Genomic DNA, 20,864 nt, shown 5'->3' with positions numbered 1-20,864 from the left:
GGCTGATGGCCGCCCTTTTTCATTCCGCTTCAGGCCGCTGGCGCGGCATTAACCACGCAATCCACAGCGTCAACATCGCAATGGCTAGCGCCACCACAAATACCCAGTGCAGCGAAGCGGCGATCTGATCTGTCCACTGATGTAACGTCGATTCGGACAGTGACTGGCGGCTTTCATGTGACATGATTTGCTGCATCGGATCGTGAGCCTGCGGCAGACGCTGAGCAAGATTGAAGTTCAGTACCGCCCCCATCAGCGCAGTACCAATCGCCGAACCCAGCATTCGACTAAACATAATTGACGCAGTGCAAATGCCACGAATATCGTAATGGGCATGGTTTTGCACCGACACCAGGAAGGTGGTGCTGGTCATGCCCATACCCGTGCCAATGACAAAGGCAGTCAACCCGGCTTGCATAATTGAACTGTCGGCTCGCAACAGCAGTAGCAGCGCGCTGCCCGCAATCAATAACATGGCTCCCAGCTGCGCGGTAAAGCGATAGGACGTGACTAACATCAAACGACCACTCAGCGTGCTGGCTAACGGCCAGCCAATCGACATCATCGCCAGCGCACTCCCCGCCTGCAGCGGTGTACCGCCAGTAATACCCTGAATCCACGTTGGCAGAAAAGCGCTGATGCCCATCATGGTGGCGCCAATGATCAAATTACCGGCATTGCCTGCCAGAATGAGACGGCTACGCCAGATGGCGAGAGGAAACAGCGGCGCCTCAGCACGTTGCTCGTGCTGCTTTAACTGCCAGCCCGCCAGAAGCGCTAATAATAAGAAAGCCAGCAGCCAATAGCCAAGGGCATCCGCCTGCAATAGCGCAACCAATAACGCGGTGACGCAGATCATCAGCCAGCAGCTGCCGGTAAGGTTCAGGGTTGCCCCTTTGTGATGTTCACGCGCCGGTAAAAAGCGCGCTAACAGCAGCATGGAAAACAGGCCAATCGGCACGTTAACCCAGAAAATCACCGACCAGTTAAAGTGCTGTACCAGCCAGGCTCCGCTCAGTGGCCCAATGATAGCCGCGACACCCCAAACACTGGAGAGCCAGCCCTGCACATTGGCTCGTTCACGCGGAGAATAGATGTCAGCCACAATGGTGCTGGTGAGCGGCATAATCGCACCTGCCCCCAGCCCCTGAAAGGCGCGGAACAGTATTAACCACGTCATGGTGTGCGCAAACCCGCACAATATCGAACCCATCAGGAACAGCGAGACGCCAATGAAGAAGAGCCGTTTGCGGCCCCACATATCAGCGAGCCGTCCATACAGTGGTACGCTCACCGCCTGCGTCAGCAAATAGATCGAGAAGACCCAGCCAAACTGCGAAAACCCACCGAGTTCAGCAATGATGGTCGGCATCGCGGTCGCCACAATGGTGACTTCAATCGCAGCCATAAACATGGCTAGCATGCAGGCGATAAGGATCCAGTGGCGATGTTCCGTGTTCAATTCTGCACTTTCAGTCATACGTCTCCCTTTTTTCTCTCAAGGCTAGCTGATTTTCCATCAGACGAGTTTCCTCTGTGTGCGCCTGCAATGTGACAATGTCACTCAATTCGATGAATTTTTTTTATTGTCAGATGATGCCTTGTTTCATGCGGGTTAAGAAGGTTTTACCCCCTTTTCTATCTGTCTGATTTTGCCGTAAAAACTGGCGCACTGCGCTAAGTATTGCTATAGCTTTTAACAGCAATTTCCAGTTATTCACTGGAAAAGCAGCATCTAACAGTCATTTTATCTGCAATTTGATGCGGTTCAGGACTTTCGTATGTGATGCTTTCTTCACTACACCCTCAACCGTGAAATGACATAACAAGATCGAGCAATTTGTCGAATCAGGGAGACTCTCGCATGCACAATGCATCGCTCATCAGTAGAGCCGGGCTGGCACTGCTGGCTATCGTCGCGGTGATTGCCCTGCTGGTTTGGGGAATCGGGCTGAATACGCTGCGCGACCGGCAAGAAGACTTAATCTATCTCGGCCAACAGCATCTGTTTTTAGTGTTTTGGTCAATGTTTTTTGCTTTGCTGATTGGTATTCCGAGCGGGATTTTACTCAGCCGCCCGTTCGCCCGCCGTTGGGCTGAATATGTGATGCAGATCTTTAACGTCGCAAATACGTTGCCGCCGCTGGCGGTATTGGCACTGGCGATGGTCATCGTCGGGATTGGTGATCGACCTGCGCTAATCGCCCTGTTTCTCGCCTCATTGCTGCCGATTGTGCGTAATACCTTTGCCGGTTTGAGCGCGGTGCCGCCGTCGCTGATTGAAGCCGCCAACGGTATCGGCATGACCAAATTCCAGCGTCTACTTCAGGTGGAAATTCCCAATGCCCTGCCGGTGATTCTGGCGGGCGTACGCATCGCGACTGCCATTAACGTGGGAACAGCGCCGCTGGCGTTCCTGATCGGTGCCAGCAGCTATGGTGAACTGATTTTCCCCGGCATTTACCTCAATGACTTCCCAACGTTGATCCTTGGTGCCGTGGCCACCGCCCTGTTTGCACTGATCCTCGATTTGCTGCTGGCAGCCCTCGGACGTTTCCTCAGCCCGCACTCTGCGGCTTAACACAAGGAGCTAAGTGATGGGTATCACGTACAACTTAACGCGCTGGATGAAGCACTCCGCGCTGGCACTGGCCGCCACACTGGCCATCAGCCAATCCGCCGCTGCGGCCACACCGATTGTGATGGCAACGAAGAGCTTTACCGAACAGCACATCCTGTCTGCTATGACCGTGCTCTGGCTGCAAAAGAAAGGTTTTCAGGTGGTCCCCAAGACCAATATCGCCACGACTATCGGCCGCAATGCGATGATCAACAAGCAAATTGACATGACCTGGGAGTACACCGGTACTTCGCTGATCATCTTCAATCACATCAACAAACCGATGTCCTCAGAAGAAGCCTATAAAACCGTCAAACAGCTCGATGCCAAACTGGGGCTGATCTGGCTTGACCCCGCGCCAATGAATAATACCTATGCATTTGCTATGCAGCATGACCGTGCAAATAAAGAAGGCATCAGCACCATGTCACAGCTGGTGGCGAAGCTGGAGCAGGTGCGCAAAACTGACCCAGACCACAACTGGAAACTCGGTCTCGATTTAGAGTTTTCTGGCCGCTCCGATGGTCTTAAGCCATTACAGAAAGCCTATAACATGCCGCTGGATCGCCCGCAGATTCGCCAGATGGACCCGGGATTGGTGTACAACGCGGTACGCGATGGCTTTGTCGATGCGGGCTTGATTTACACCACTGACGGACGAGTCAAAGGCTTTGATCTCAAGGTATTGGAGGACGATAAGCACTTCTTCCCGAGTTACAACGTCACGCCTGTCGTGCGCCAGGATGTGCTGGAAAGCCATCCGGGATTGGATGCGGCCCTCAATCAACTCTCACCGCTGATCACCGACGAAGCGATCACCGAGATGAATAAACGTGTTGATATCGATCACCAGTCACCGCAGCAGGTGGCGCGTGATTTCCTTCAATCGAAAAACATGCTGTAAGGAGGCGTCATGGAGACTTTGCATTACATCATGAGTAACTGGCACACCCTGATGGCGTTAACCTGGCAGCATACCTGGCTGGTGCTGGTGGCGGTGGGATTCGCCATCATCGTTGGCGTGCCGTTAGGTATTTTGATTGTGCGTTTCAAATGGCTGGCAACGCCAGTGCTCGGTATCGCCACCATTGTGCTGACCATTCCGACCATTGCGCTGTTTGGTCTGATGATTCCGCTGTTTTCCATGATCGGTCAGGGTATTGGTGCTTTGCCCGCTATTTGCGCGGTGTTTCTCTATTCCCTGCTGCCGATTGTGCGTAACACCCATACCGCACTGGAGAATTTGTCACCGGGCTTGCGTGAAGCTGGCCGCGGTATTGGCATGACCTTCTGGCAGCGCCTGCGCTGGGTGGAGATTCCCATGGCGCTGCCGGTAATCTTCGGCGGTATTCGTACTGCCGTGGTGATGAACGTCGGCGTCATGGCGATTGCCGCAGTGATAGGCGCAGGTGGATTGGGCTTACAGCTGCTGGATGGTATCAGCGGCAGTGACGTGCGCATGCTGATTGCGGGCGCACTGATGATTTGTTTATTAGCGATTGTGCTTGATTGGCTACTGCACCGTTTGCAGTCGGCGCTGACTCCTAAGGGGATTCGATAATGATAAAACTGGAAAACCTGACGAAAACCTTTACGCAAAAGAACGGCACCGCGTTTAACGCCGTGGATAATGTCAGCCTGGAAGTGCCTGCCGGAGAGATGTGTGTGCTGCTCGGCCCTTCCGGTTGCGGCAAAACCACCACGCTGAAGATGATCAACCGTCTGATTCCTGCCAGCAGCGGTAAGATATTGATCAACGGCGAAGACACCAGTGGGCAGGATACCGTTACGCTGCGTCGTAATATTGGCTATGTAATTCAGCAGATTGGTCTGTTTCCCAATATGACCATCGAAGAGAACATTACAGTGGTACCGCGTATGCTGGGCTGGGATAAAAAGCGCTGTCGCGAACGGGCGACTGAATTGATGAGCATGGTGGCGCTCGACCCCAGCAAATTCCTGCATCGCTATCCACGAGAGATGTCAGGCGGTCAGCAGCAGCGTATCGGCGTGATCCGCGCGCTGGCGGCTGATCCACCGGTGCTGTTGATGGATGAACCTTTCGGTGCCGTCGACCCGATCAACCGTGAAGTGATTCAGAATGAATTTCTCGAGATGCAGCGTCAGCTGAAAAAAACCGTGATGCTGGTGAGCCATGATATCGATGAAGCACTCAAACTGGGCGACCGCATCGCGGTGTTTGGTCAGGGCAAGATCGTGCAATGCGCCAGTCCCGACGAACTGCTGGCGAAACCGGCCAATGATTTCGTCGGTTCCTTTGTGGGCCAGGACCGTACGCTGAAACGCCTGCTGCTGGTGCAGGCAGGCGACGTCACCGATCAACAGCCGACCATCACCGTTAAGCGCAGCACTCCGTTGCAGGAGGCTTTCGCCACTATGGATGACAACGATATGCGATCGGTCACCGTGGTGGATAATGATGGCAAGCCGCTGGGGTTTGTGAAACGTCGCGAAGCGCGTAATGCCACCGGAAGCTGCGAGGAGATGCTGCATACCTTCAAGGTGACGGGCAAAGCGGAAGAGAACCTGCGCGTGGTGCTATCAAAGCTGTATGAGCACAACACCGTCTGGATGCCGATCGTGGATGAGGAAGGTCGCTACAGCGGTGAGATTTCGCAGGACTATATCGCGGATTACCTCAGCTCAGGACGTACGCGCCGTAGGTTGAATCCTTAGCAAACGCACAATGGCTGAATCTTAAGGAACAGTGCACGACAGCCCGAATGCAGATAAACCGCAAAACAGCTGAATTTTAGGGCAAATCGCACGAAAGTCCGAACGTAAACAAACCGCACGACAGCTGAAACGTTGGAAGAGGCGGCAGAGGAGTAAAGCGTCCTGCGCCAGGGATGGCGCGGGCCGAGCCCCAGGGATGGTTTACGGCGTCTTTACGATCTGCCGCCTCTTCCGACGTACGCACCGACTCACAGTCAGTGGTTTAGATTTCCACCTCTTCCGACTTACGCACCGACACTCACAGCCAGTGGTTTTGATCCCCACCTCTTCCGACTTACGCACCGACACTCACAGCCAGTGGTTTTGATCCCCAACTTTCCTAACGCAAAATCAGTGATTTTCCTCTACCGCCCCGATAACCCGATCATCCCCCCGCTCCGATGGCAGCACAATATTCAACAGCATCGCAAGAATGCCACCCGTGGTCACCGCATGACCAAACAAATTACTCACCAATGATGGCAACTGTTTCAACACCTCGGGTACCGCTTCCACACCTAAGCCAATGCCAAATGACACCGCGACGATTAACATCTCACGGCGGCCCAACGGTGATTGCGTCATCACACGAATACCTGCCGCCACCACACTGCCAAACATCACCAGGGTCGCGCCACCAAGGACCGGCGCAGGGATTTGCTGCAGCACATTGCCGATCACCGGAAACACGCCCAATAGCAATAACATCAAGCCAATCACCATGCCAACATAACGACTGGCTACGCCGGTCATCTGAATCACGCCATTATTTTGCGCAAAAGTCGTGTTGGGGAATGCCGAAAACATCGCGGCGAACAGGCAGCTCATACCATCTGCCAGAATGCCTCCCTGCAAACGACGCTGAAAACCTTCACCCTCAATCGGTTGTTGTGAGATCAGGCAATTCGCTGTCAAATCCCCTACCGCCTCAATCACGCAAATCACCGACACCAGCGCAATCGGCACGAAAATGCTCCAGCTAAAATCAAAGCCAAAGCGGAAAAATGAAGGCAAAACCAACCAGGAGCCGGAGGCCATCGGTTTGATGGGCAGATGGCCGGTCAATGCCGCCGCCAGACAACCCACGGCGATGCCTGCCACCACCGCAACCAGTCGCATCCAGCGATTTTGGGAACGGTTGAGCACAATGATCACCAGCAGCGTCAGCGCGCCCAGCGCCAGATTCCCCGGAGCGCCAAAGTCAGCGGCGTTATGCCCGCCTGCCCAATCGGTGATGCTAACTTTAATCAGGCTGATACCGATCAAGGTAATCACCGTGCCGGTCACCACTGGCGTCAGCACTTTCCTCAGCGGCGCCACACAACGGCTGATCAACATCGGAATAAACGCTGCCACGAAGTTGCAGCCCATGATCATCGCCATCACAGCTTCCGGTGAACCGCCCTGCGCTTTCACCATCAAACCACCGGACAAAATGACACCCAGAAAGGCAAAGCTGGTGCCTTGCAGGCAAATCATGCCCGCCCCAATCCCCATAAAGCGACGCGCCTGCAGAAACGTCCCTAAACCGGAAACCAGCAAAGACATGCTGATCAGATACGGAATGTAAGTCTGCAATCCGAGGATTGAACCAATAATCAGTGGCGGCGTAATGATCCCCACCACGCTGGCAAGGACGTGCTGCAACGCAGCGAAAAAGGCGGGAACAGGACCAATACGGGCATCAAGCCCATACAATAAACCTTTTGGGGAGTGTGACATAAGTGTGCTCCGGCAGAATATTCATCAGCTGGGCTGATGCATGATTCACGCCATTGGCACTCATAATGAGGAAAAATTTTATAACAGAATGAAAATAATAGGATTTAAGTAGGATGTTCTCGGATGCTGAATCCGAAACCTTAGATTCAGCCACCGATCATTTGCATCACTTCGTTTCATCCTGCCGCAAGCTGCGCACTGTCATCGTGCATCAGTGTCTCGTCCAGCAGAGAAATATCCAGATAACCGCTCAGCTCGCGCTGCTCAGCACGGGGCAAATAAGGCAACTCCCCCAGCAGTGGCGCACCCAGCTTTTCACGCAGGACATCAATAATTTCAGCGTAATGCGCTAACCCCGGATTAATACGATTGGCGACCCAACCCGCTAAAGGCAGACCATCGCGTGCAATGGCATCGGCGGTCAGTAAAGCATGGCTAATGCAACCTTCCTTAATGCCCACCACCAGGACGACCGGCAGTTGTTCCTGTTGAACCCAACTGGACAACGGTTGCAGATCATTCATCAAACTGCGCCATCCACCGGTTCCTTCCACCACTACCCGCGCAGCCTGACTTTTTAACTGCTCAAGGCAGCGGCTCAGTAACGGATAATCCATTCGCACCGATGCGCTGGTACTGATTTCATCTTCTTCCAGCGTAATGGGATTCACCGCAGGGTACGGCAGTTCAAGACCCGACGCCTGCTGCAACAGCAAAGCATCCTTATTACGCAACCCGTCAGGCGTGTGCTGTGCACTCTTGGCAACAGGTTTGTAGCCCGCGGCACAGAGGCCCGCTTTGGCAAAACACTGCAGCAGTGCGCGTGACACGACGGTTTTACCCACCGCAGTGTCGGTACCGGTGACAAAGATTGTTTTCACCTTACTCCTCCTTCGTTGAAGCGATGTGTAACCTGCGAAGAAGGCAGTTTAAGGAAATGTCTCGGATGGCAGATTGCGTTAGCGCAAACTTAAGGCGAGCAGTGATTAGCCCTGCAACAGTTTTACCAGCAAATGACCGCTATAAAGTGAGTCTTTGATCAGCGCGGCGGCACCAAAAGTACCCGGATCGCTAAAGCTGGTAGGGGCAAGTTGGATCTCATGACTGTACGCAGGTAACGCCTGCTGACGAATAGTGCTGCTGACGGCAGGAAACAGCACATCAGCGGCTTGATTAAGCGGAGAACCAATCAGGATTTGTTGTGGGTTGAAGATATTCACCATCATTGCCAGCATGCGACCAATGTGGTGGCCCACCCCGGCAATGACGTCACGCGCCAGCCGATCGCCTTGCTGTGCAGCGGCACATAAACTGGCGATGGTCAGGGGTTCACGATGCAGCAAACTGTCGGGTTGCGAAGACAAACGCTGTGCAGCCAATTGCAATAAACTGCCGGTGCTGGCTACGGTTTCCAGACAGCCATGATTGCCGCAGTAACACTGCTGGCCGTAAGGATCGATCTGCGTATGCCCAATTTCTACCAGCGCACGACCACGTTTGTGCAAAAGCTGGCCTCCGCTGATCACGCCCGCGCCTACCGTTTCATCAATCACTATCTGAATCACATCCTGCGCACCGCGCGAAGCACCGAACAGCGCTTCGGCCAGCGTCCAGGCGGAGATGTCATGTTGCACAAATACGGGTAAACCCGTGAGCGAGGAAAGTGTTTCACCTAACGGCATTTCCTGCACGTCATAGCCCGGCATGCGATGCACCACACCTGATGCCGCGTTAATTAAACCGGGTAAGGTGATGGCAATCGCGGTAAGACGCTCAAGTTTGTTTTGATGGCGGACGAAGAACTCATTGACCCTATTCTGCAGTGTTTGCAGCAGCGGCTGGTCAGCGCTGGCAGGCAGGGGTAAACGATCTTCCTGCAACGCACGGCTGCTAAGATCGCGCAGCGTCAGCGTGATCTGTCCCGGTTGAATTCGTATGGCAAGATAGTGCCAGGCGAGCGTATCCAGAATCAAACCAATGGCCGGGCGCCCTCGGCTGCCCGGCTCCTGGAATTCAGTTTCCTGCACCAGATGCGCATCGAGCATTTCCCGCACGATTTTGGTGATGCTGGCAGGCGCCAGCTGGGCACGTTTAGAAAGCTCAATACGCGAAATCGGGCCGTAATGGTCAATCAGTCGGTAAACCACGCCTGCGTTGGTCTGTTTTATTTGGTCAATGTGGCCAGGCTGACTGTCCAGATTCACGCCCTGCTCCCGGATATTTTCGCGCTTCTAAATAAACAGCAGCTATGGTGATGCAGATTGGCAGGCAGCGTCAAATATTTGATTAGAAATGTGATTTATCGCACATAAAGATCGGGCCATTGATCATCAGACGATTTAAATTTCGGCATTCTGCATCATCAATTGCATCATATTGTGCATTTGCGCAGTGGGTTGCCGCGTGGCTGACCAGACCAGCCAGACTTCAGAAATGGCATCGTGCTCTTGCAGGGGAATCCACACCACATCAGCCAGTCGCGCACGTCGAAATGAGGCCGGCAATATGGAAACACCCAATCCGGTTGCGACCAGACCGAGAATCGTCATCGCCTCGCCCACCTCCTGAGTAATAAAGGGTTTGATTTGATAACGGTGCAGCAGCGCCAGTGTTTCCCCGTACAGCGCGGTCCCCCCCTGCGGATCAAAAAACACGAAGGGCTCGTTGGCCAGTGCCTGAATGGAGATCGATTCGGCATCCGCCAGCGGATGTGCCCAGTGCACCAGCGCGCACAACGGCTCGCGTAGCAGTACCCGATGCTGTAAATCGCTTGGCAACGGTGTGTTGCGCATCACACCTAAATCCAGCCGACCTTCGTGCAGCGGTGCTAACTGCTGACGCGTGTTATTTTCCTGCATCGAAATGTGCACTTCCGGCCAACGCTGACGAAATTGATAAAGCGCATCGGAGACCAGACCGGTGAAAGGTGCGGAAGAGGTGAAACCAATGCGCAGCTCGCCTTCCTGTCCACTGTGCACACGCGCAGCCCGACTGGCGGCTTGTTCAACCTGCAGCAGAATGACGCGCGCATCCTGTAAAAACAACTGACCGGCAGGTGTGATCTGCACGCTGCGATTGGTTCGGGTAAACAGCTGTGCACCAATCTCCTGCTCCAGCTGCTGAATCTGTTGGCTGAGCGGCGGTTGGGAGATATTTAGCCGCTGTGCCGCGCGGCCAAAGTGCAGCTCTTCCGCAACGGCGATGAAATAACGCAGATGGCGAAACTCAACATTCATACTTTAAACGTCTCATTTGAGATTATTAATATATTGTACAACCTATTCCCATTTTCCTACAGTAATCAGACCGTTTCTCATCTAAGGATATTCCGTGAGTCGCTCTTCCCAGGCAGTGACAATTCATGAAGACGAGTTGTCCGTTCAGCCTGCTTCAACCGTCGCCCCCTCAGAATGGATTGAGCGTGGTTCACCGCAGTTTATGCGTGTCACTCTCGCATTATTCTCCGCAGGATTGGCCACCTTCGCACTGCTGTATTGTGTTCAGCCGATTCTGCCCGTGCTGTCGCAGCAGTTTGGCGTCTCTCCCGCTGAGAGCAGTATTTCACTGTCACTCTCCACGGGATTGATGGCGCTGGGCTTGCTGGTGACCGGCCCGCTCTCCGATGCCATCGGGCGTAAATCAGTGATGGTCACTGCCTTGATGCTCGCTGCCATCTGCACCCTGATTTCGGCCACCATGACCAGCTGGCAAGGCATTCTGATGATGCGTGCGCTGATTGGTTTGTCTCTTAGTGGCGTTGCGGCGGTCGGTATGACCTATTTGAGTGAAGAGATTCATCCCCGCGTGATTGCCTTCTCGATGGGTCTGTATATCAGCGGTAACTCCATTGGCGGCATGAGCGGTCGCTTGCTGACCGGCGTGCTAACCGATTTCTTCTCATGGCGTGTGGCGATTGGAGTGATCGGTTGCTTTTCGCTGGCGGGCGCACTGATGTTCTGGAAGATTTTGCCGGCGTCACGTCATTTCCGTCCCGCCTCGTTACGTCCGCGCAGCTTGTTGATTAACTTCCGGCTGCACTGGCGCGACAAAGGGTTACCCTTCCTGTTCGCAGAAGGTTTCCTGCTGATGGGCGCGTTTGTGACGCTGTTTAATTACATCGGCTACCGTTTGTTGAGCGCACCCTGGTCGTTGAGCCAGGCGGTGGTGGGCCTGCTGTCGGTGGTTTATCTGACCGGTTCGTGGAGTTCTCCCAAAGCGGGCGCGATGACCAGTCGCTTTGGTCGTGGACCGGTGATGATTAGCGCCACGGCTATTATGCTGGCAGGACTGTTGCTCACCGCTTTTCATTCTCTCTGGCTGATACTGCCTGGTATGATGCTGTTTACGGCGGGCTTTTTTGCGGCGCACTCTGTCGCCAGCGGCTGGATTGGTCCGCGCGCGCGCCGCGCTAAGGGCCAGGCCTCGTCACTCTATTTGTTCAGCTATTACGTGGGTTCCAGCGTGGCGGGCACGTTAGGCGGTGTGTTCTGGCACAGCTATGGCTGGACGGGCGTGACGCTGTTCATCACTGTGTTGCTGTTGCTGGCCTTGTTCGTCGGCTGGCGTTTGCAGTGCCGAAAACTGTAATACCTTTCATCTAAACGACGGGGCCGCTGCGCCCCGCTTCTCGCTTAAGCCGTCAGAATCGCGCTTTCAAATAGTCCCACTTAAAACAAAACGACAATTCGTCGCTATAATCCTTTTTATTCCAACAATAGTTAGATTTTCTTTTTTCACAGCAATGAGGACGTTAGATGCAACTCTATTATTACGTCGATAAGCACGCAGGCTATAACGACAATCATGTGGTACATGCAACAGGCTGCCCGTTCCTCCCTTCTGATGGTGCACGGCGCTTTCTCGGGACTTTCTACACGGCCACTGCCGCCATTCAACAAGCCCGTAAATTTTATTCCAGTGCGATGGGATGCGAGCATTGTTGCCCGGTGGCGGTAAAAAAAAGCCTGACCACTCAGCATAGCGTGGCGCTAAAACACATGGTGCAACTCTGATAATGCTGGTCTGACAATCGCGTAGCGCTTAAGGCGTGTTGTTAAGTACGGCTGTCACATCGTTCTCATAAAGAAACAGCCGACTTCCTCATCACGAGATCGTAAAGCGCTACGCCTTGATGGTTCTTGCCTGCTTTCACCCTTTAGGCAAAAAGCAAGAATTGATAATAACCTCAGGCTATTAACCTGGCCTTCAGCGATAAAAAATATTCAGGAATAAAAACGGTCTATATGGTTTTCATCCGCTCATTAATGCTCCACAATAGCCCCAATTTGTGATGCAGGTCACTTAACCGGGCTCGTTTCGCCCCCTCACTCGCTGTCAGATCGATTTGAACCCCATGCAACCAACTACCGTCTCACGTAAAACAGCCTGGCTACGCGTTGTGCTGCTGGCGATTGCCGCCTTTGTTTTTAATACCACTGAATTTGTCCCTGTTGGCCTGCTGTCGGATATCGCGGCGAGCTACGCCATGAAGACCGCTGATGTCGGTATTATGCTGACCATTTATGCATGGGTCGTTGCGCTGTTATCCCTGCCGTTAATGCTGCTGACGCGCAATATTGAACGCCGTCTGCTGCTGTCGGTGTTGTTCATTCTGTTTATCGCCAGCCATGTGCTTTCGTCCGTAGCATGGGATTTCACCTCGCTGGTGATTTCGCGCATCGGCATCGCACTGGCGCACGCGGTGTTCTGGTCGATTACAGCGTCACTCGCGATTCGTGTTGCACCGGCTGGCAAGAAAACTCAGGCGTTGAGTATGCTGGCAACCGGTACCGCATTGGCGATGGTGTTGGGCGTGCCCATTGGCCGTATCGTTGGGCAATATCTCGGCTGGCGCACCACTTTCGGCATGATCGGCTTGTCAGCGTTGGTGCTGTTGATTTTGCTGGTGCGGATACTGCCACGGCTGCCGAGCGAGCACACTGGCTCACTGAGTAGCGTACCGATGCTGTTCCGCCGTCCGGCGCTGGTGGCAATGTATATTCTGGTGACGCTGGTGGTTACCGCGCACTACACCGCTTACAGCTACATCGAACCCTTTATGCAGGTGGTCGCGAATGCGGATGAGAACTTCACGACCTTACTATTGTTGCTGTTCGGTTCCGCCGGGATTATCGGCAGCGTGCTGTTCAGTACGCTGGGCAACAAATTCCCCTCAGCGATGCTACTCGCCGCAATTGGCATCATCACGCTGAGTATGGGGCTTTTGCTGTTTGCCGCCGTGCGCCCGGCAGCCATTTCGCTGCTGTGTATTTTCTGGGGCATGGCAATGATGATGATAGGCCTGGCGATGCAGGTTCGTGTGCTGTCACTGGCACCGGATGCTACCGATGTGGCGATGTCATTGTTCTCAGGCATTTATAACATCGGGATTGGTGCGGGTGCCCTGCTGGGTAACCAGGTCAGCCTGCATATGAAAATGTCGGATGTGGGTAACGTAGGTGGGTTAATTGGACTGGTTGCGTTGTTCTGGTGTATCACCATCTTCCGTCGGTATCCGCAACTCCGCTCTAACGGATAATTCGCTTCACGACCAGGGGCACACATCGGTGCGCCCCTGCGCCATTCTTTGCGCTTTGGTGATTAGTTATAAATTACCGCTGTGCCATTTAGCTTGTTGTTGCCAGAGGTCGAAGTGATGCGGAACGACTTTGCTCCGGCAGCACTCGCCTTCTCCGATAGCTGATGCTCCAGTGAAGTCAGGTTAGTGCTACCTGATGCACTGACCACACCAATTTGCTGCTGGTTCAATGGTGCCTGATTCACTAATTCGGCAGCCATGCTACCAAACGCGATGGATGACAGTGCGACTGCGGCTAATACCATTTTGATGCTTTTCATGATCGTCTCTCTTATGCAGATGAAAGGGGTCGGCTGAATTAAGTTAACAACCGTTAATTAAATGCTAGCGCCGAAGCGGGTATCTCGTCAACCATTTTATTAACGGTCGTTATTTTATTTGAAAGTGGCGTGATTATGGGCTTTAGCGCCCTTTTTCACTTATCGAAATGAGTGATGTGCCGCAGGTAAAGCACAAACGGGCAAAGTGAATGAGGGAGAATGTCGGCTGCGCTTGCATATTTAGTTAGCGATCGGTAATTTAATCACATGTTCTTCATGCAGTGAGGTGTCCCTATGACGCAAATGACCGACACGCTTAATCGCAAAACGCGTGGTCGCCCCAAAGTATTTGATCGCAACGATGCGCTGGATAAAGCATTAATGTTGTTTTGGGCACACGGTTATGAAGGCACCTCGCTGTCAGATTTGGTGAACGCGACGGGAGCGAAAGCGCCGACGCTCTACGCGGAGTTTGAGAATAAGGAAGGCTTGTTCCGCGCAGCAATGCAGCGCTATATCGACACTTTCAGCGCGCAGCGTCAACAGGTGCTTAACGATGAAACACTCGATGTCAAAGCCGCGATTGAAGCCTATTTTCGTGCCACTGCAGCCTGTTTTACCGAATGCGATAAGCCCGCTGGCTGTTTCTTTATCTGCACGTCCAGTGCGCTCTCTTCAGGCTCAGACGAGATTGCACAGATGCTGGCTAAACAGCATCATGCGCAGGAACGGGCTTTGCAGCAATTTCTGGATGGCCGACAGCAGCGCGGTGAATTGCCGCAGTGTGCCAACAGCGGTACGTTGGCCAGCTATCTGGCCTGCATGTTGCAAGGCATGTCGGTGCGCGCCCGTGAAGGCGCAAGTCGTGACGATCTCGACGGATTAGTCGATACGCAGATGGCCATCTGGCCCGCTCTGGCAGGCTACTGCGCGTTAAACGCGTCATAACATGCTGACCCGTGATGTTTTCTCATCCTGAAGTCAGGTGCGACCTTCAGGCCGCCCCTGACTTTGACCAAAGTGCCATGTTTGAAAGCCTTACGGCATAAAAAACATCGGTTTCAACGCCTGGCTGATCGGGCTGTTGTTCGTATTCGATGGCATCAGGTCTTTCATAGATGCCCACCAACGCTGGCACACTTCCGTGTTAGTGACCGCCTCCCAACGCGCTTCTGATTCAATCTCCACGCTGGCAAACAATAAATTACGCTCCGCATCGAGCCAGATCGCATAATTGTGCGCGCCGTGGGCTTTCAACGTCTGCTCCAGCTCAGGCCAGATCGGTGAATGGCGACGCAGATATTCATCATGGCAGTGCGCATGCACCTGCATCACAAAGGCTTTACGCAACATCGCTGCGCTCCGCATCCAATGCCGCCTGCCACGGATGCACACTGAAGCGTTCACCGAGTGCCACCAGCTGTTCGGTGGTGATGCTCTGGCGAATCCCGCCCATCGACAAGGCTTTGACCACCACTTCTGAAGACTTCTCGGCCGTGTCGATCAAGCCAAAAGTTTCATCCAGATTCGGACCGGCACCGAAAATGCCGTGGAATGGCCACATCACCAGGCTGTGTGATGCCATGGCATCGGCGGTGGCTTGACCAATCTGATCGGTTCCCGGCACCATCCACGGCAGGATACCGACGCCATCCGGGAACACCACCAGACATTCGGTGCTGCCTTCCCATAGCAAACGCGTGAAACGGGCGGAATCCAGATTCACCACGTAACTCAACGCCATAAAATTGGTGGCATGGCAGTGCATAATCACGCGGTCAGCCCCGTTGGATACCTGCTTACGCACGCTGTGCGACTGGAAATGCGCCGCCAGTTCCGAGGTCGGTAACCCGCCGTTGCTGAGCCCCCAGTGGATTTTGTACGACAGCCCTTTGTCGTCCACCTGTAACAGCGCCAGACAATCGGCGGGATCAAGCTGAACGTTACGGAAGAACTTGCCAGACCCGGTGACCAGGAACCAATCGTTGGCCAGGGCCGGTGCCGGTTGGGTTAACTCAATACAGCGCGGTTCGGCATAAAAATCAGCTGACCAGGCCTGCGCTTCTTCTGGCAGCAAACGCAGGCTGACATTGCCGCCATTGCGCTCATCCCAGCCTTTCAGCCACATATCACTGGTCGCCTTCACCATGTCCTGAACGAATGAAGAAGAGAGAATATTTTGCATGGTCGATCCCTTAACGTAGACGCAATGTTTGTTGTTCATAGTGACGCACGTCGCTCAGCCAGCTGGCATCGGCGGGCACATCATGGCGCAGACACCAGGCTTCCCAGACCGCCTGCCAGGGTAACGATTTCTGCTCTTCCAGCAGCGCCAGCCGCGCGGTGTAATCCCCTTCCTGCTCACATTTCCGCAGCTGATCGCTGGGTTCCAGCAGTGCGCGCAGCAGCGCTTTTTTGGCGTTGCGGGTGCCAATCACCCAGGCTGCGATGCGGTTTATCGAGGCGTCAAAGAAATCCAGGCCGATATGCACTTTGTCGAACAGTTTATGGCGGGCGATCTCCGTGGCGATGGCCTGGGTTTCATCATCGAGCAGTACCACATGATCGCTATCCCAACGTACCGGGCGGCTGACGTGCAGCAGCAAACGCGGCACATACAGCATGGCAGTGGATATCTTGTCGGAAATCACTTCGGTTGGATGAAAATGTCCGGCGTCTAACGTCAGCGCCGTTTGACGGCTGGCGGCGTAGCCGAGGCAAAACTCGTTGGAGCCCACGGTGTAACTCTCCGCGCCGATACCGAACAGTTTGCTCTCCACCGCATCGATATGATGACGGGGGTCGAGCTTCTCACTGATCACCTCATCCAGCGCGCTGGCCAGACGCTCGCGCGGTGCCAGACGATCGATGGTGAGGTCTTTCATGCCATCCGGCACCCAGATGTTCATCACCGATGGCGTCCCGAGCTGTTCACCAAAGTGCGCTGAAATACGGCGGCTGGCTTTGCAGTGGTCGATCCAGAACTGGCGAATCCCTTTATCCGCATGGGACAGCGTAAAGCCGTCGGCGCTCAGCGGGTGCGAGAAGCAGCTGGGGTTAAAATCCAGTCCTAACTTGTTGGATTTCGCCCACTCTACCCAGCCGCTAAAGTGCTTCGGCTCAATGGCATCGCGTTCAACCGGCGCATCGCTTTCCAGATAAATGGCGTGCAGATTAAGGCGTTTGGAGCCGGGGATCAGTGACATTGCTTTCTCAATGTCAGCGCGCAGTTCATCTGCATTGCGAGCGCGCCCCGGATAGTTACCGGTAGCCTGAATGCCGCCCGTCAGTTCGCCATTCGGGTTTTCAAAGCCACGAACATCATCCCCCTGCCAGCAGTGCATGGACACCGGGATGCCATCCAGTTTCGTCATGATCTGGTCCACATCAATACCCAACGCCGCGTAGCGTTGTTTCGCCAGTTCAAAGGCTTGTTCAATCAGCTTTGTCATATGCAAGTTCCTTAGCAGGTTGGCTCAGTGCCGCAAAGCGTGCCTGATGGGCAGCGAAGATGCTGGCATTCTGAGGTACAAACGTTTCTAACGGGAAATTCTTGTCGATGCAGCGGCGCAGCTCGGCCACATCGCGCAGTTCACCTAACGCCATCAGCTGACAGCCGACATTACCGAGCGTTGAGGCTTCAATCGGACCGGCCAGCACCGGCATTTCGCAGGCATCGGCGCATAACTGGTTCAATAATGGGTTCTGACTGCCACCGCCAACCACATGTAACTGGCGAATCGGTGCTCCGCGCAGGTTGCCCAGTTCGCCTATCACCTGGCGATACAGCAGCGCCAGGCTGTCGAAAATGGTGCGCGCCAGCGCTGCAGGGCTTTGTGGAATCGGCATGTGCTGCTCGGCGCAGGCGTCCTGAATCTCCTGCACCATGCTGGCAGGATTGATAAAACGCGGATGATTGGGATTGATCAGGGCACGACAGGCAGGTTCATTTTCCGCTGCGTCAATCAATGTGCAGAGATCTGAAATGTGCAATTCACCGCAAACGCGCTGTAACAACCACAGGCCCATGATGTTCTTCAACACCCGATAGCCCTCCGCGCCTCCTTCATTGGTGATGTTGGCATCGAGCGCAGTGCGGCTTACGCAGGGTTGCAGACTTTCTATGCCCATTAAGGACCAGGTGCCAGAGCTGAGATAAGCGGCGTCGTCTTGCATGAGCGGCGTGGCCAGCACTGCGCTGGCGGTATCGTGCGTGGCAACGGCCACGACCGGAATTTTTTTACCGCTGGCATTGATCCAGTTGCCTACGGTATTGCCCGGTGCAGTCGGTTTGCCAAACCAGTCGGCTTCGATCCCTGCCCACGACAGCAACTCGCTATCCCACTCGCCAGTTTCAATGTTCAGCATCTGCGTAGTGGTAGCGTTGGTGTACTCCCAGTTCATGTTGCCGGTCAGACGATAATGCAGATAATCCGGGATCATCAGTGCATGTTTGACCTGTGCCTGCCAGTCCGGCTGTTGCTGGTGCAGCGCACGCATCTGATACAGGGTATTGAAGGGCAGAAACTGGATACCTGTGCGCTGGTAAATGGCGGCTTTGCCCAGCTCATTGATCGCTTGCGCCATCACTCCATCGGTGCGCGAGTCACGATAACTGACCGTTTCGCCAATGCGTTCTCCGTTGGCATCCAGTAGCACCAGATCCACGCCCCAGGTATCAATGCCGATGCTATCCGGCACGATGCCCTCATCATCTAATTGCGCCAATCCTGCGCGAATCGCCTGCTCAAGGCTGTCGAGATCCCAGCAGTCATAACCGGCGCGACGAATACGCTGATTGGCAAAACGGCACACTTCACGCAGGGTGATGCGCTGGTTAGCAGAGGTCCATTGCGCGAGCATCACGCGCCCGCTGGATGCGCCTAAATCAATGGCAACAATGTTACGCATACTCATGGCGTTTCTTCCTGTGATGAGATGGCCATAGCGTATAAATACAGGCGCCTCGCCACCTTCCCCTTACTGCCAGCGCGTGATAGTCGCTGGCAAGCTGGCAAAGATGATCGTGAGAAAGCTCACAGAACCTAGGAACAACAGAGTTGTGAGCTTTACCGCAATTCCATCAATCACCTGGCCGATCTTGAATAATTCGCCATTTTCCTGCGCTGTGCGGTTTAAATTTCAAGGTAAGGTGCACAGCGCCTGCGTAGACTCGGTTACAAAATTGTTAATCGAGAGGCGCATCATGACCGTTCTGCACAGTGCTGATTTCTTTCCGGAAGGAAACTACGCGATTGCCATTGAGCCGCGCGTACCGCAGCAGGCCTTTCCTGAGCATCATCATGATTTCCATGAAATCGTACTGGTTGAGCAAGGTTCCGGTATTCACGTGTTTAACGGCCAGCCGCAGACCCTGTGCGCCGGTTGCGTGTGCTTTGTACGCGATCACGATCGCCATCTGTATGAACAAACAGAGAACCTGTGCCTGACCAATGTGCTGTACCGCAGCCCGGCAGCGTTTCGTTTTCTCTCAGGTTTACAGTCATTGCTGCCCGGAGATGAAAACGGCAGCTATCTGTCGCACTGGCGTATCAATCACAAGGTGATGGCGCAGGCGCTGCAGATTGTGACGCAGATGAAACAGCAGGAGGTCTGGTCGCTAGAGCGTCAGGCGCATCAGGAACAGTTGTTCTTGCAACTGCTGGTGCTGTTGCGCGAAGCCGGTCACAACGATCAGGCGCAGGATCAGGAAGCACGCCTGCATCGGTTGCTTGACTGGCTCAATGAGCACTACAGTGATGATATTGAATGGGATGCGCTGGCCGACCGCTTCTCGCTTTCGCTGCGCACCCTGCATCGCCAGATGAAGCAGCAAACCGGCAATACGCCGCAGCGCTACCTGAATCGGCTGCGTTTATTGCAGGCCCGGCATTTATTGCGTCATAGCGATATGCGCATAACGGACATCGCCTATCAGTGTGGATTCGGTGACAGCAACCACTTCTCCACGCTGTTTCGGCGGGAATTTGGCTGCGCGCCCCGAGCGGAGCGCCAGCAGATGTTGTAATTGGAGTGGTTACCATGTCGCTGATTTTGACGCGCGAAGACTATTTCCCGGCCACCAATCTGCCGATTGCGGTGGCCGAACGCATGCCTCAGCCCTCCTTCCCACCGCATCGTCATGAATTCAGTGAAATTGTGATCGTCTGGCGCGGTAACGGCTTGCACGTGCTCAATGACCGCCCGTGGTTGATCACCTGCGGCGATGTATTCTATATCCGTGACAATGATTGCCACAGCTATGACAGCGTCAACGATCTGGCGCTGGATAACATCCTCTATTGCCGCGATCGCTTTCGCCTGAGTCTGGACTGGAGCCAGCTGCTGCCCCCGCAGGACGATGATGCACCAGGTTGCTGGCGCTTAACCACGCGCGGCATGGTGCTGGCACGAGGGGTAATCAGCCAGCTGGAACGGGAAAGCCGTAAAAGCGATTCGTTGTCGATTCAGCTCTCTGAAGCCCTGTTCCTGCAGCTGGCGTTGATCTTGCGTCGCCATGGTTATGCCGCCGACCGTCCATGGGCGCTGCCGGAAGGTGAACAGCTTGATTTGCTGATGTCTGCCTTACAGGGTGCACTGCATCGTCCGTTCGACTTAGCCGATTTTTGCCAACAAAATGAATTAAATGAGCGTGCACTGAAGCAGCTGTTTCGTCAGCAAACCGGCATGACAGTTGGCCACTACTTGCGACAACTGCAATTATGCCAGGCAAAATATTTGCTGCGTACGCAGGATGGGTTAATCAGTGAAGTGGCCGCACGCTGCGGCTTTGATGACAGCAATTACTTCTCGGTGGTGTTTACGCGGGATACGGGTTTGACGCCGAGTGCCTGGCGCCAGCGCTTTCTCCCGCAACGCACATCACTGACCGATAAAATAAAAGCCTGATGCACCTTGCCGTGCGTCA

General features: G+C 54.2%; 20 protein-coding genes. 10 read left to right on the top strand and 10 right to left on the bottom strand.

Annotated features, from left to right (window positions below):
- Positions 1-19: 19 nt before the first annotated feature.
- Positions 20-1,480 (bottom strand): MDR family MFS transporter, encoded by a 1,461-nt coding sequence (locus tag VH86_RS14900; protein ID WP_045833375.1) that lies wholly within the window; start codon positions 1,478-1,480, stop codon positions 20-22.
- A 384-nt stretch (positions 1,481-1,864) separates the two neighbouring features.
- Between VH86_RS14900 and VH86_RS14895 the strand changes: the two genes are divergently transcribed.
- From VH86_RS14895 to osmV, 4 genes are read left to right on the top strand one after another with little or no spacing between them, the layout of a single operon-like run.
- Positions 1,865-2,581 carry an ABC transporter permease gene (locus VH86_RS14895; RefSeq protein WP_045833374.1) on the top strand — a complete coding sequence of 239 codons (717 nt, stop codon included), beginning with the start codon at positions 1,865-1,867 and terminating at the stop codon, positions 2,579-2,581.
- A gap of 46 nt (positions 2,582-2,627) precedes the next feature.
- Positions 2,628-3,524, top strand: a complete 897-nt coding sequence (locus VH86_RS14890; RefSeq protein WP_197080222.1) for a glycine betaine ABC transporter substrate-binding protein — start codon at positions 2,628-2,630, stop codon at positions 3,522-3,524.
- 9 nt (positions 3,525-3,533) lie between these two features.
- Positions 3,534-4,181 (top strand): osmoprotectant ABC transporter permease OsmW, encoded by a 648-nt coding sequence (gene osmW, locus VH86_RS14885; protein ID WP_034823432.1) that lies wholly within the window; start codon positions 3,534-3,536, stop codon positions 4,179-4,181.
- Positions 4,181-5,317, top strand: a complete 1,137-nt coding sequence (gene osmV, locus VH86_RS14880; RefSeq protein ID WP_045833372.1) for an osmoprotectant ABC transporter ATP-binding protein OsmV — start codon at positions 4,181-4,183, stop codon at positions 5,315-5,317. The genes osmW and osmV overlap by 1 nt, the downstream gene beginning before the upstream one ends.
- A 390-nt stretch (positions 5,318-5,707) precedes the next feature.
- On the opposite strand, the gene VH86_RS14875 is transcribed toward osmV, so the two are convergent.
- The 4 genes from VH86_RS14875 to VH86_RS14860 all read right to left on the bottom strand — a co-directional run bounded on the left by VH86_RS14875 (position 5,708) and on the right by VH86_RS14860 (position 10,314).
- Complete coding sequence (locus VH86_RS14875; RefSeq protein WP_045833371.1) at positions 5,708-7,078, bottom strand: nucleobase:cation symporter-2 family protein; 1,371 nt, start codon at positions 7,076-7,078, stop codon at positions 5,708-5,710.
- Between the two features lie 176 nt (positions 7,079-7,254).
- On the bottom strand, positions 7,255-7,959 hold the full coding sequence (bioD, locus tag VH86_RS14870) for a dethiobiotin synthase (RefSeq protein ID WP_045833370.1): 705 nt from the start codon (positions 7,957-7,959) through the stop codon (positions 7,255-7,257).
- A gap of 105 nt (positions 7,960-8,064) precedes the next feature.
- Positions 8,065-9,282 (bottom strand): ROK family protein, encoded by a 1,218-nt coding sequence (locus tag VH86_RS14865; RefSeq protein WP_045814227.1) that lies wholly within the window; start codon positions 9,280-9,282, stop codon positions 8,065-8,067.
- A gap of 135 nt (positions 9,283-9,417) precedes the next feature.
- Positions 9,418-10,314, bottom strand: coding sequence for a LysR family transcriptional regulator (locus tag VH86_RS14860; protein WP_045833369.1), 897 nt, complete (start codon positions 10,312-10,314; stop codon positions 9,418-9,420).
- 94 nt (positions 10,315-10,408) lie between these two features.
- Here VH86_RS14860 and VH86_RS14855 point away from each other — a divergent pair, with 94 nt between their 5' ends.
- The 3 genes from VH86_RS14855 to VH86_RS14845 all read left to right on the top strand — a co-directional run bounded on the left by VH86_RS14855 (position 10,409) and on the right by VH86_RS14845 (position 13,616).
- Positions 10,409-11,665, top strand: coding sequence for an MFS transporter (locus VH86_RS14855; RefSeq protein ID WP_038646894.1), 1,257 nt, complete (start codon positions 10,409-10,411; stop codon positions 11,663-11,665).
- A gap of 167 nt (positions 11,666-11,832) precedes the next feature.
- A complete protein-coding gene (locus VH86_RS14850) occupies positions 11,833-12,090 on the top strand; it encodes a hypothetical protein (protein ID WP_038646892.1) in 258 nt (85 codons plus the stop codon).
- Between the two features lie 341 nt (positions 12,091-12,431).
- The gene (locus tag VH86_RS14845) at positions 12,432-13,616 is read left to right on the top strand and encodes a sugar transporter (protein ID WP_034831177.1); all 1,185 of its coding nucleotides are present in this window, start codon (positions 12,432-12,434) and stop codon (positions 13,614-13,616) included.
- Positions 13,617-13,678: 62 nt separating this feature from the next.
- On the opposite strand, the gene VH86_RS14840 is transcribed toward VH86_RS14845, so the two are convergent.
- Positions 13,679-13,936, bottom strand: coding sequence for a YdgH/BhsA/McbA-like domain containing protein (locus VH86_RS14840; RefSeq protein WP_038646891.1), 258 nt, complete (start codon positions 13,934-13,936; stop codon positions 13,679-13,681).
- Between the two features lie 294 nt (positions 13,937-14,230).
- On the opposite strand from VH86_RS14840, the gene VH86_RS14835 reads away from it, so the two are divergent.
- On the top strand, positions 14,231-14,884 hold the full coding sequence (locus VH86_RS14835; protein WP_045833368.1) for a TetR/AcrR family transcriptional regulator: 654 nt from the start codon (positions 14,231-14,233) through the stop codon (positions 14,882-14,884).
- A gap of 90 nt (positions 14,885-14,974) precedes the next feature.
- Here VH86_RS14835 and rhaM read toward each other — a convergent pair whose 3' ends face one another.
- The 4 genes from rhaM to rhaB are packed head-to-tail and all read right to left on the bottom strand — an operon-like array spanning position 14,975 to position 18,853.
- Complete coding sequence (rhaM, locus tag VH86_RS14830; RefSeq protein ID WP_045833367.1) at positions 14,975-15,289, bottom strand: L-rhamnose mutarotase; 315 nt, start codon at positions 15,287-15,289, stop codon at positions 14,975-14,977.
- The gene (gene rhaD, locus VH86_RS14825) at positions 15,279-16,121 is read right to left on the bottom strand and encodes a rhamnulose-1-phosphate aldolase (protein ID WP_045833366.1); all 843 of its coding nucleotides are present in this window, start codon (positions 16,119-16,121) and stop codon (positions 15,279-15,281) included. The genes rhaM and rhaD overlap by 11 nt, the downstream gene beginning before the upstream one ends.
- 10 nt (positions 16,122-16,131) lie before the next feature.
- Complete coding sequence (locus VH86_RS14820) at positions 16,132-17,388, bottom strand: L-rhamnose isomerase (RefSeq protein WP_045833365.1); 1,257 nt, start codon at positions 17,386-17,388, stop codon at positions 16,132-16,134.
- The gene (rhaB, locus tag VH86_RS14815) at positions 17,372-18,853 is read right to left on the bottom strand and encodes a rhamnulokinase (protein WP_045833364.1); all 1,482 of its coding nucleotides are present in this window, start codon (positions 18,851-18,853) and stop codon (positions 17,372-17,374) included. The genes VH86_RS14820 and rhaB overlap by 17 nt, the downstream gene beginning before the upstream one ends.
- A gap of 289 nt (positions 18,854-19,142) precedes the next feature.
- On the opposite strand from rhaB, the gene rhaS reads away from it, so the two are divergent.
- Both rhaS and rhaR read left to right on the top strand, forming a co-directional pair.
- Complete coding sequence (gene rhaS, locus VH86_RS14810) at positions 19,143-19,964, top strand: HTH-type transcriptional activator RhaS (RefSeq protein ID WP_045833363.1); 822 nt, start codon at positions 19,143-19,145, stop codon at positions 19,962-19,964.
- Positions 19,965-19,978: 14 nt separating this feature from the next.
- On the top strand, positions 19,979-20,845 hold the full coding sequence (rhaR, locus tag VH86_RS14805; protein WP_045833362.1) for an HTH-type transcriptional activator RhaR: 867 nt from the start codon (positions 19,979-19,981) through the stop codon (positions 20,843-20,845).
- The last annotated feature ends 19 nt before the right edge of the window (positions 20,846-20,864 follow it).

The organism is Pantoea sp. BL1, from assembly GCF_000963985.1.
Lineage (GTDB): Bacteria > Pseudomonadota > Gammaproteobacteria > Enterobacterales > Enterobacteriaceae > Pantoea > Pantoea rwandensis_B.
The sequence above is the reverse complement of the archived record's forward strand: the minus strand, read 5'-3'. Positions and strand labels throughout refer to the sequence as shown.